Genomic DNA, 358 nt, shown 5'->3' on the forward strand with positions numbered 1-358 from the left:
CGATGCATCCGTGTGCAAACCGTAAGAGCGCGCCTTGCCAGCAATGGCAATAGTGTCGAAGAACGCACTTCAAGGAACAGGTCGCGGGTCTTTTCGTTGACACCGCTGTGCTCNGCCGTGGCCGGAGCGTTCAGATGTGATTAGAAAACAGGGTTGCTTCGTGGGGAAAACGGAAGGGGCGCGCCTGGCCGCCATTGGCATTGGTGCCGAAGAACGCACTTTCAAGGAACAGGTCGCGGGTCTTTTCGTTGACACCGCTGTGCTCGCCGCCCATCACACCGGCAATCGCCAAGGCACGGCTGTGATCGGCGATCACCAGCGTATCGCTACGCAGGCTGACTTCCTGACCATCAAGCAG

The 358-nt window shown here is 58.8% G+C and carries 2 pseudogenes; both read right to left on the reverse strand.

Annotated elements, in window-relative coordinates:
* A pseudogene (locus ACQ4LH_RS21910) lies at positions 1-113 on the reverse strand (phenylalanine--tRNA ligase beta subunit-related protein); the annotation flags it as partial.
* A 38-nt stretch (positions 114-151) separates the two neighbouring features.
* Positions 152-358, reverse strand: a pseudogene (locus tag ACQ4LH_RS21915) (phenylalanine--tRNA ligase beta subunit-related protein); the annotation flags it as partial.

Source organism: Pseudomonas peli (genome assembly GCF_050563605.1).
Lineage (GTDB): Bacteria > Pseudomonadota > Gammaproteobacteria > Pseudomonadales > Pseudomonadaceae > Aquipseudomonas > Aquipseudomonas peli_A.